Source organism: Pseudomonas pharyngis (assembly GCF_021602345.1).
GTDB classification, from domain to species: Bacteria; Pseudomonadota; Gammaproteobacteria; order Pseudomonadales; family Pseudomonadaceae; genus Aquipseudomonas; species Aquipseudomonas pharyngis.
Genome location: NZ_BQID01000021.1, coordinates 58548 through 67124, shown reverse-complemented (window position 1 = coordinate 67124; position 8577 = coordinate 58548). Strand labels below are relative to the sequence as shown.

The 8577-nt window shown below is 58.3% G+C and carries 12 protein-coding genes and 1 tRNA gene; 6 read left to right on the top strand and 7 right to left on the bottom strand.

Annotated features, from left to right (window positions below):
• Positions 1 to 111: 111 nt before the first annotated feature.
• Complete coding sequence (locus L6D74_RS27630) at positions 112 to 573, bottom strand: DUF3574 domain-containing protein (protein ID WP_236191264.1); 462 nt, start codon at positions 571 to 573, stop codon at positions 112 to 114.
• Positions 574 to 960: 387 nt separating this feature from the next.
• Here L6D74_RS27630 and L6D74_RS27625 point away from each other — a divergent pair, with 387 nt between their 5' ends.
• Positions 961 to 1470 (top strand): hypothetical protein, encoded by a 510-nt coding sequence (locus L6D74_RS27625; protein WP_074690788.1) that lies wholly within the window; start codon positions 961 to 963, stop codon positions 1468 to 1470.
• A 69-nt stretch (positions 1471 to 1539) separates the two neighbouring features.
• On the opposite strand, the gene L6D74_RS27620 is transcribed toward L6D74_RS27625, so the two are convergent.
• Positions 1540 to 2130 (bottom strand): helix-turn-helix domain-containing protein, encoded by a 591-nt coding sequence (locus tag L6D74_RS27620; protein ID WP_165369529.1) that lies wholly within the window; start codon positions 2128 to 2130, stop codon positions 1540 to 1542.
• Between the two features lie 53 nt (positions 2131 to 2183).
• Positions 2184 to 2345: a hypothetical protein gene (locus L6D74_RS27615; protein WP_170928274.1), complete on the bottom strand. Its 162-nt coding sequence runs from the start codon at positions 2343 to 2345 to the stop codon at positions 2184 to 2186.
• Positions 2346 to 2598: 253 nt separating this feature from the next.
• On the opposite strand from L6D74_RS27615, the gene L6D74_RS27610 reads away from it, so the two are divergent.
• The gene (locus L6D74_RS27610) at positions 2599 to 3342 is read left to right on the top strand and encodes a hypothetical protein (RefSeq protein ID WP_143491854.1); all 744 of its coding nucleotides are present in this window, start codon (positions 2599 to 2601) and stop codon (positions 3340 to 3342) included.
• A gap of 114 nt (positions 3343 to 3456) precedes the next feature.
• On the opposite strand, the gene L6D74_RS27605 is transcribed toward L6D74_RS27610, so the two are convergent.
• Positions 3457 to 3702 (bottom strand): hypothetical protein, encoded by a 246-nt coding sequence (locus tag L6D74_RS27605; RefSeq protein ID WP_039773074.1) that lies wholly within the window; start codon positions 3700 to 3702, stop codon positions 3457 to 3459.
• 163 nt (positions 3703 to 3865) lie between these two features.
• On the opposite strand from L6D74_RS27605, the gene L6D74_RS27600 reads away from it, so the two are divergent.
• From L6D74_RS27600 to L6D74_RS27590, 3 genes are all read left to right on the top strand, one after another.
• The gene (locus L6D74_RS27600) at positions 3866 to 4513 is read left to right on the top strand and encodes an ATPase (protein ID WP_236191262.1); all 648 of its coding nucleotides are present in this window, start codon (positions 3866 to 3868) and stop codon (positions 4511 to 4513) included.
• An 86-nt stretch (positions 4514 to 4599) separates the two neighbouring features.
• Positions 4600 to 4941, top strand: a complete 342-nt coding sequence (locus L6D74_RS27595; protein WP_103387379.1) for a YajG family lipoprotein — start codon at positions 4600 to 4602, stop codon at positions 4939 to 4941.
• Between the two features lie 153 nt (positions 4942 to 5094).
• Complete coding sequence (locus L6D74_RS27590) at positions 5095 to 5487, top strand: DUF1801 domain-containing protein (protein WP_085649095.1); 393 nt, start codon at positions 5095 to 5097, stop codon at positions 5485 to 5487.
• Positions 5488 to 5536: 49 nt separating this feature from the next.
• Here L6D74_RS27590 and L6D74_RS27585 read toward each other — a convergent pair.
• The 3 genes from L6D74_RS27585 to L6D74_RS27575 all read right to left on the bottom strand — a co-directional run bounded on the left by L6D74_RS27585 (position 5537) and on the right by L6D74_RS27575 (position 7523).
• Positions 5537 to 5611, bottom strand: a tRNA-Gln gene (locus tag L6D74_RS27585).
• A 229-nt stretch (positions 5612 to 5840) separates the two neighbouring features.
• On the bottom strand, positions 5841 to 6047 hold the full coding sequence (locus L6D74_RS27580; protein ID WP_039773079.1) for a hypothetical protein: 207 nt from the start codon (positions 6045 to 6047) through the stop codon (positions 5841 to 5843).
• A gap of 138 nt (positions 6048 to 6185) precedes the next feature.
• Positions 6186 to 7523: a 2-hydroxycarboxylate transporter family protein gene (locus L6D74_RS27575; RefSeq protein ID WP_236191260.1), complete on the bottom strand. Its 1338-nt coding sequence runs from the start codon at positions 7521 to 7523 to the stop codon at positions 6186 to 6188.
• Between the two features lie 131 nt (positions 7524 to 7654).
• Between L6D74_RS27575 and L6D74_RS27570 the strand changes: the two genes are divergently transcribed.
• Positions 7655 to 8572, top strand: a complete 918-nt coding sequence (locus L6D74_RS27570) for a LysR substrate-binding domain-containing protein (protein WP_221399495.1) — start codon at positions 7655 to 7657, stop codon at positions 8570 to 8572.
• Positions 8573 to 8577: the final 5 nt, after the last annotated feature.

The following is an 8577-nucleotide window of genomic DNA, read 5'->3' as shown; positions in this document are numbered from 1 at the left end:
GGGGTTGGGGGCGTTTCTGGGGATCGGGGTGTTGGTGGTTGGCGCGTTGTTGCTGCCCGGGTTGAGCCGCCTGGTGTCGACACCTCGGCAGGCTCTGCAACGGAGCGTAGATTAGAAGGACACCAACGCCGGCTGCGACAACCGCAGCACCGACAAATCCCCGGTAATCCGCTTGTAAGCCAAACGAATCGCCTCAATGTCACTCTCACGTTTCGCGCTGCTCTCGTGCAGGATCACAATCACCTTGGTCGCCAGCCGCTCGGGCACTTTCGCGTCGTGGTCCTTCCACTGCCCATACGCATCGAACACGCTGAACCCGTCAGGGAACCGCGTCGTCACTTCCTGATCGAGAAACTCGCGCCAGCGCGCCGGGCTCACCACACCTTCCTTGCCTTCCAGCGGCCCCACCGAGAAGTACAACTCGGTGCGCACCCACTGCGCCTGCGCCGGTCGCGTGGCATCGCCTTGCAGGGTCGAACTGACGGGATCCTTGGTATGCACGGAAACCGGAGGAGGGCTGGCACACCCGGCGACCGCCAGGAACAGTGCTGCCAGTAGAAAACGTTGCGGCATGGAACTTCCTTATTGTTAAGAACTGTCCCGAATTATAGAGGGGACGGTTAATAGCAATAAAAGATTAAAAAGTGGATCGATCCTGAACTAATGGAATAAGCAAACAAAGTGAAAATAATGCCCGCTGGTTAGAACGATTATTTCTTTAAGTTATTTGCTTGGTGTTGAATCGCATATCCATCACATTCAAAAACCCGCTCCCGCATTTGCCGGATCTGTCATGGCGTCTACTCTGCTGCTGCAACGGTTCAAGTCGCACGGAACGCTGCACTTGAAGCGTTTGAACAGCACTTTTTGCTGCTCGATGGACAGCTTGTTGCGGATTTTCCAATCCTTAGAATCCGCTCCATCTTCTCATCCAGTTCTTAATCCTCAGGGAGCTACACCATGATGAACGCCATGCAGATGCAAATGCCGATGAACGCCAACATGCCGATGATGCCGATGACGGGCATGCCCATGATGATGGCGACCATGAGCTGCGACATGATGGACGACGGCATGATGTGCAAGATGATGCCGGCCGCTGGCATGGACATGGCCATGTTCAAGAACAGCGCGCAAATGATGCAGATGATGATGGACTGCGGCATGCCGATGATGATGCATTGCGGCAACATGAGCATGATGTGCATGTCCCCGGCGGCCATGGCCATGCCGATGATGAACATGATGATGCCGATGCCGATGATGGGCATGCCGATGCCATCGATGAAGTGCGTGATGGAATGCACCATGATGGCCGACTGCATGATGTGCAAAATCATGCCGATGCCGGGCATGAACATGGACATGATGAAAAACTGCTGCGCCCTGATGATGAAGATGATGAACGACTGCAGCATGCCGATGATGATGAGCTGCAACGGCATGCCGATGATGTGCTGCACCTGCTGATTTTCGCCAGCGCATGAAAAAGCCCGACCGGGAAATTCCCGGTCGGGCTTTTTCATGTCTGTCTGTTTTTCAGTCCAGGCGTTCGGGGTAGGTCACAACCAGGTACGCCACCGCTTCACTGTCGGCGGGATTGCGGTAGCGGTGGGGCTGGTCGGCGTAAAACAGGATCGAGTCGCCTGTCGACAGCAGATAGCGCTCGTCGTTGACGCTGATCTCCAGCACACCCTGGGCCACCACCAGGTTTTCCTGCACGCCCGGGCCGTGGCCTTCGGATTGATCCTCGCCCAGCGGGCTCAGGCGCAGTTCATAGAATTCCGACTGGCGCGCCACATCAAAGGGAAACAGCGCACGGCTGACAAAGGCACCGCTGGCGCTGACCAGCCGCTTGCTCTGGCTCGCCGACAACACGGCTACGCCTTCAAACGCGCGATGTTCGAGAAACGCCGCCACCGACACCTTCAAACCCTTGGCGATTTTGCACAGCACCTTGATCGACGGCACGCTGCGTCCGGACTCGATTTGCGCCAGCATCGCCCGGCTCACGCCACACTGGCGGGCTAGGGCGTCGAGCGACAGATGCCGCTTGCCGCGCAGCCGTTGCAGGTTCTGCGCGACGCGTTCACAGATCGGGTCTTCTTCCAGGGATTCGAGATTGTTCAGGTCCAGCACAGGTTCATCGGCGCTCGCCAGAAAGCGCGAGGGTTCACGCGCGTTCACGCTTGACGCGTCTCGCTGGAACGAGCGGCCTGCACCCACTGCCAAGCCTGATAACCGGCATTGCGCGCATACATTTCCCACATCAGCCGGGCCTGTTGCTGGGCGTGGCGGCGTTTGCGGTAGACGGCGAAGTCGATCAGGTTGTCAGTTGGTTTCATGGCGCACTTCACTGTGTTCAATGACGGGATGAGGTGAGAGTACGCCGAGACTTTTATAACGATAAATACTGATTGTTTATTTATTAATGCTTTCTGGTTATTTGATCGGTTCGCCGATTTTTCTTCGTCATCGGCGGTAAGAGGGCGATACATACTCGGCTTCTTTTCTGCGAATTTGGCAAATCGAATTTTAGGTTGGTCTTCGCGCAGGTGACGGATAGCGTCTGTGTTTTGAAATTCAGAGATGGTCTTGATGCCCCCCTTACTTCGTCGAGCCTGGCGCTTTCTGCGCGGAGCCAAAGCCACTGCCTACGTTTTGCTGATGCTGGGCCCAATGTTTATCAAACCCTTGGCATTTGTGAGAGTGCCTCATGAGGCTCAGCCGATCTATGCAAAACTGCCAGGCCTTTGGGGAACGCCCCTGTTGGTGGCCGGCGTGGTTGCGGCGACTATCCGGTCGTTTTACCAGTGGGTGTTCTGGCGTGAAATGAACAAGTCCGATCCTTCCAGTCCAGCGGCCGACTTGCTGCTCATGCTGCACAATACCGAGGGACGCTATTTCTGGTTTGCGTTCGTTTTTTCCGCAGTATTGGTTTATGCCCTGGCCGGCCTGCGCTGGAGCTATCACTTCGGGGCTATCTCGTTCATACGCAGATGGCGTCCCAATCTGAGCAATCCACCGCTGAAATACTTCGTCGTCACCACTGCAGCGTGGGGGCTGTGGCTGAGTCTCTACAGTGCTGTCGTTGTGTATGGCCTGTGGCAGTGGAAGGCTCAAGTTGACCTTGCGATGCTCTTGAATCAATACGTTGAACAGCATCAAACCGGAGTGCTCGTGACATTGCTCGGTATAGGCGTAGCCATGAGGCTCGCCGGGCGCAATGGCGAGCTCGGCATGAAGGCTCTGTATGGCGGATCCAAGTGGCTGAGCATGGCCGTGAGTCTGGTCGCAATCTGTGCGTTGTTGCTATTGGCATTCCTATTGTCGAGCATCTGACGTTACCTTGGGGTGCATCAGCGAACCTCAGGCCAGGATATTTACGAAAGCGGGGACTGTGGAGCCTGCGCAAAACAAAGGGCCGGCGAGGACCGGGTCGAGGTTGTCCGCGTGTCATCGAGCGGGCGCTAGCCAGGTGTTCAGCACGCGCCGGTCGAGCTCTTCCCAGTCCGCCATGCCCAAAACGCGCGTGGTGTTCAGGCCGCGTAAATAGCCGCGCAGCTGATAGGCGACGGCCCGCACTGATTCGGAATCGGCAACGTTCTGGCCCAGGACCGTTTCGTATTCGACAAGGTATTCCGCCACGCGGTCGCGGAATTCGGGCACGACGGCATCGCGGATCAGATCAAAGGTTCGCACGGGTAATCCTCATCTGTTTTCGTTGTGATTGAGTGTGCCGCAGTCTGCACGCCGCGCAACTATCGGTTCAAGTAATAGTGACCATCAAGAAACGCAAGTTCTGCTTTGGTGCCGATGGGCGGAAAATCGCCTCCATCGAACACGCCGCTGAAGGAATTGCGCGATGAAGACTTTGAACCGACTGGCTGTAGTCGCCCTGCTGATGGGCGGGGTGGCCGCTACCGTAGCCCCGGCTTACGCAGACGACGCCAAGTCGTGCCATTTTCTGCCCGTCGCCGCCAGCAGCGCCGCGCTGCAGCACTCGCAAACCGTCGGTGTGCTGTACAGCGAAAACACTCTGGACAACCTGCAATACCTCGAGCGTTACCACGATGTGGCGGTGAACGGTGCCAAGGATGCGCTTGATGCGCGGATCCGTGACGCCTTCGTCGACAGCTCCGACCCGGAGTTGGCCATCGACTGGCTGATGAGTTCGCTGCAACAACAGTTTCTCTCGGTGACCGTCTACGAAAACCTTGATGCGCTGGTACAGGCCCATCCGGACGTAGTGGTGATGCTCGACACCCACAACCGTCTGCTGACCCAACGCAACAGCCAGGTCGAAGCGCGGTTCGCCGCACGCTTCTACGACGCCAACCTGCAATACATCGGCAAGGCCGAGGGCGCGGTGGAGAAGCAACTGCCGTCAGTGTGGGTACACAACAAGGCAGCGCCCGAAATCGCTGCCGGGATCGAACAGCAGCGCGACCTGCAACTGAGTGCCTTGAAGCAGTTCGATGACTCGCTCAAAGCCCTGGTGAGTGCAGGCTGAACACCTAAAGCAAAAACGGCAACGGCAGTGCCCGTGACACTGAACGTTGCCGAAGAACCGAACCTTTTATTTTCAGGATTTTACCCATGCGTGCCTTTCTTATCCCTGCCATGGCTTCTGCCACTTTGCTGCTGACCGCTTGCGCCTCTGCGCCGAACGATCCGACGCTGACCTTGCAGACGCACAAGACGCCCGCCCAGTACGCCGAATGCGTGGTGCCGAAACTGCAGGGCAGTGCGCTGAATCCGACCGTGTCGCAGACCCAGCGCAGCTACCGGATCGTGGTGCCAAGCAAAGTCGCAGCGGACAACGTGCTGGAGGCTTACAAGGCACAGGACGGTGGGAAGGTCTTTTTGTATGAGCGCCACTTGCTGGCGTCGAGTTTCATGCCGTCGAGTTTTGAACGGGCTGCCCAGGAGTGCCTGTAACGCCTGACGGTTAACGCTTTTGACGATGCTCCTTTGGTTGGCCGCAACCAACCAATTCCTTTGCCCCGCACCTTGCGGGGCTTTTTTTGCCCGGCGTTTGGCGCAGTCGGCGCTACGCTGGATAGCGGAAAAGGTTTTCGGGAGTACAAGAACATGAAGAAGGACAGCAGCGGCGCGGCGACCGAGAATCCCTCTGTGCTGATCGACGCAAGAATCAAGGAACTAAACGACTGGCGCGGCCAGAAGCTGGCCGAGATCCGCGCGATCATTCATGAGGCGGATCCGGAAGTCGTCGAGGAGTGGAAGTGGCGCGGTGTTCCGGTCTGGTCACACAACGGAATCATCTGCACCGGGGAAACCTACAAGGCCGTGGTGAAAATGACTTTTGCCAAAGGCGCGGCGCTGGAAGATCCGTCAGGACTGTTCAACGCAAGCCTGGAGGGCAATACCCGGCGGGCGATCGATGTTCACGAAGACGACAAGATCGATGCCAAGGCTCTGAAGGCGCTGGTGCGTTCGGCGATTACGTTGAATTCAAAGAAATGATTTGCCGTTGAGGCAGAGGTGAAGCGCAGGAGGGTGAAACGAGGAAAAATGGCAGGGGCGGCTGGATTCGAACCAACGCATGGCAGGATCAAAACCTGCTGCCTTACCGCTTGGCGACGCCCCTGTAGCTATTGGTTTCAGTCCCGGGAGGACCTCTGCAACAGTGGGCGGCACTTTACCAGCGCTCTTGCGTTCTGTGAACCCCTGAAACAAATAAATTTCAGGGAAAACAGCTACTTATTTCCCGGACGGTATCGCCGGTCAGGTTTTTCGGGCTTTTCAGCGGTGGCCATGAAAACCGGCGTGACCGCTGTAGCCCGAAAACCTGGCAAAGACGTGCCTCGACAAACCGGTCAGTTGCCGTCTGCAACCTTGCGTTCGATTTCGTCGACCTTGCGTTGCAACTCCTCAGCGTCCTGCTCCTTGGTGCGGGTCGACGAGGGCGTGATGACCTCATCCACGCCGCGGGTCTTGTCGTCCGGATCCTCAAGATCGCGTTTCACCACATCGACCGGTTTGCCGGACGTATCCGTGGCTGGGGCTTTGCTGTCGTTGTTCATGGCGTTGACCTCCGTTGGGTTAAACGTTGGATGCAGCGCCATGGAGCGAGTTCGAGTTTTTTAGCGGCAACCGTGCAGAAAACTGCGCAGCCGGGTTGATGAACGCCGGTAGCTCACCGGCAACAAGCCGATATTTGTTCAGGCGACAAAACCCAGCAACAGCGTCGCCAGAATCACCGTTGAAGCGCCGCCGATCCGGGTGGAGATCTGCGCAAAGGGCATCAGTGACATCCGGTTCGAGGCCGACAGGATCGCGACGTCGCCGGTGCCGCCCAGACCGCTGTGGCAGCAGGTCACGATGGCCGATTCGATGGGGTACATCTTCATCAGGTTGCCAATGAAAAAACCGGCGACGGTCATCGACACCACGACGCTGAGGCACACCAGCACATAGCCGATCGAAAACACCTTCACCACGCTGTCAAGCGGTACATACAGCATGCCCAGGCCAATCATTACCGGCCAGATGAAAGCGGCGGAAACCAGTTTGTAGAAAGACTGCGCGCCTTTTTCCAGTTTCTCCGGCAACACGCGCACGTATTTGAACAGCACCGCCGCGAGAATCATCATCACCGGCCCCGGAATCCCGACGACCTTTTCCAGCAGGCCACCGAGCACGAAGAACGCACAGATGACCAGCACGCCAGCGCCCATGAGTCGCAGGTCGATGGCGGTGGCGGACTCATCCTTGACCTTGAATTTATCGTTTTCGGCTTTCGCCCGGATCAGTGCGCCTTCACCGTTGATGGCCGGGCGTTTCAGCGCCAGTCGTGCCAGGTAACCGGCGCAGATGATCGCTGCAATGTTGCCGACCACGGCCGCCGGGACCAATTGCGCGACGTAGATGTCCGGCGTGCCGCCGAGGATCGCCGAGTAGGCCAGGGACAGCGGCAGGATGCCTTCGCCGATGCCGCCGCCGATGATCGGCACGATGATGAAAAAGAACGTGTGGTAGACGCTGTAGCCGGCAAGCTTGCCGACAATCAGCCCGCTCGCGACGGCGGCCAGGGTGCCGGTCAGCAAGGGGATGAACATGCGGATCATGCCCTGGACCAGAATGAACCGGCTCATGCCCAGGATGCTGCCGACCACCAGGCTGGCGATCACGAAGTACAGGAAGTTGGCTTCCTTCATCAGCATTTTGGTGGCGTCGATCGTCGGCGCGCCGAAGAAACCGTAGAACACCAGCACCGACGGCAACATCAGGCACAGGATCGCGCCGCCACCGATTTCCCGCAGGATCGGCAGACGCGAGCCCATCTGGCCGAAGAACACGCCCATGGTCATGATCACGGCCAGTCCGCCGATCATGTTCTTCGGCAGAAAGCCGAGGTGGGCCGACAGAAACACGATCACGGCGATGCCGAGGAAGATCGGCAGCGGGATCACGCCGATCTCATAGCTGCGCAGGCGCTGGATGAACCCGCCGGCGCGCGGGCCGTCGACATTCAGGGATTGCTCAAGGGAGTCGCTCATGACGCATGTCCTCATGTTTGTTTTTATCGAGGATGGACGGGAAACCACGGTGCACCGGGCTCGGGTGGCTAGGCGGTGATTCGATGGTATCCTTCGCAAAATGCGTGATAAACAGCGGAAGCATGCGGCCTATGAACACGAATCGTGACCAATTTCCCTTGCCCGAAGACCTCAAGGTGTTCCTCACCGTCATCCGCAAGAACAGCTTTGCCAGCGCCGCCGATGAGCTGGGCTATTCGCCGGCCTACGTCAGCAAGCGCATCTCGGTGCTGGAAACCACGCTGGCGACCAAGCTGTTGCACCGCACCACCCGGCGCATCGCGCTGACCGACGATGGCGAGCGGGTGCGGATCTGGGCGGAGAAACTGCTGGGGGATTTCGATCAGTTTCTCGGCGAGATTTCCCAGGCCCGGCACCAGCCGGCGGGATCGCTGCACATTTGCAGCAGCTTCGGTTTCGGCCGCAATCATGTGGCGCCGGCCATCAGCCAGTTGTCCCGGGCTTGCCCGAAACTTGATATCCGGCTGGACGTGTTCGACCGGGTGGTCGATCTGGTGGGCGAGGGCTTTGACCTGGAAATCCTCGTCGGCGATGACCTGCCGGGCCAGCATCTGGCGCGCAAACTGGTGAGCAACCGGCGCGTGCTGTGCGCCACGCCGGAATACCTCGAACGCCGAGGCACGCCGCAGTCCCTCGAAGACCTGAAAGACCACGATTGTCTGGTGCTCAAGGAGCGCAACAATGCGTTCGGTATCTGGACCCTGAGCAAGGACGGACAGGAAGAAACGGTGCGAGTGAATGGTCCGTTGTCCTCCAACAGTGGCGAGATCGTGCTGGAGTGGGCCTTGAGCGGCGGCGGGATTCTGTTGCGCTCGATGTGGGACGTCAAACCGATGCTCGAGCAGGGCAGGCTGGTGCAGGTGCTGGACGGCTACACCCAGAGCGCCAACGTCTGGGCGGTCTATCCGACCCGGCTCAGCGAGTCGGCGAAATTGCGGGTGTGCGTAGAGTTTCTGGAAGAGTATTTCCGCGATTTGTCCGTGGAATGAAAACG

Bases quoted from the DNA above. Each gene is read 5' to 3' on its own strand.
- L6D74_RS27630 (WP_236191264.1), bottom strand. From the start codon at position 573: ATGCCGCAACGTTTTCTACTGGCAGCACTGTTCCTGGCGGTCGCCGGG.
- L6D74_RS27625 (WP_074690788.1), top strand. From the start codon at position 961: ATGATGAACGCCATGCAGATGCAAATGCCGATGAACGCCAACATGCCG.
- L6D74_RS27615 (WP_170928274.1), bottom strand. From the start codon at position 2,345: ATGAAACCAACTGACAACCTGATCGACTTCGCCGTCTACCGCAAACGC.
- L6D74_RS27610 (WP_143491854.1), top strand. From the start codon at position 2,599: ATGCCCCCCTTACTTCGTCGAGCCTGGCGCTTTCTGCGCGGAGCCAAA.
- L6D74_RS27600 (WP_236191262.1), top strand. From the start codon at position 3,866: ATGAAGACTTTGAACCGACTGGCTGTAGTCGCCCTGCTGATGGGCGGG.
- L6D74_RS27595 (WP_103387379.1), top strand. From the start codon at position 4,600: ATGCGTGCCTTTCTTATCCCTGCCATGGCTTCTGCCACTTTGCTGCTG.
- L6D74_RS27590 (WP_085649095.1), top strand. From the start codon at position 5,095: ATGAAGAAGGACAGCAGCGGCGCGGCGACCGAGAATCCCTCTGTGCTG.
- L6D74_RS27580 (WP_039773079.1), bottom strand. From the start codon at position 6,047: ATGAACAACGACAGCAAAGCCCCAGCCACGGATACGTCCGGCAAACCG.
- L6D74_RS27575 (WP_236191260.1), bottom strand. From the start codon at position 7,523: ATGAGCGACTCCCTTGAGCAATCCCTGAATGTCGACGGCCCGCGCGCC.
- L6D74_RS27570 (WP_221399495.1), top strand. From the start codon at position 7,655: ATGAACACGAATCGTGACCAATTTCCCTTGCCCGAAGACCTCAAGGTG.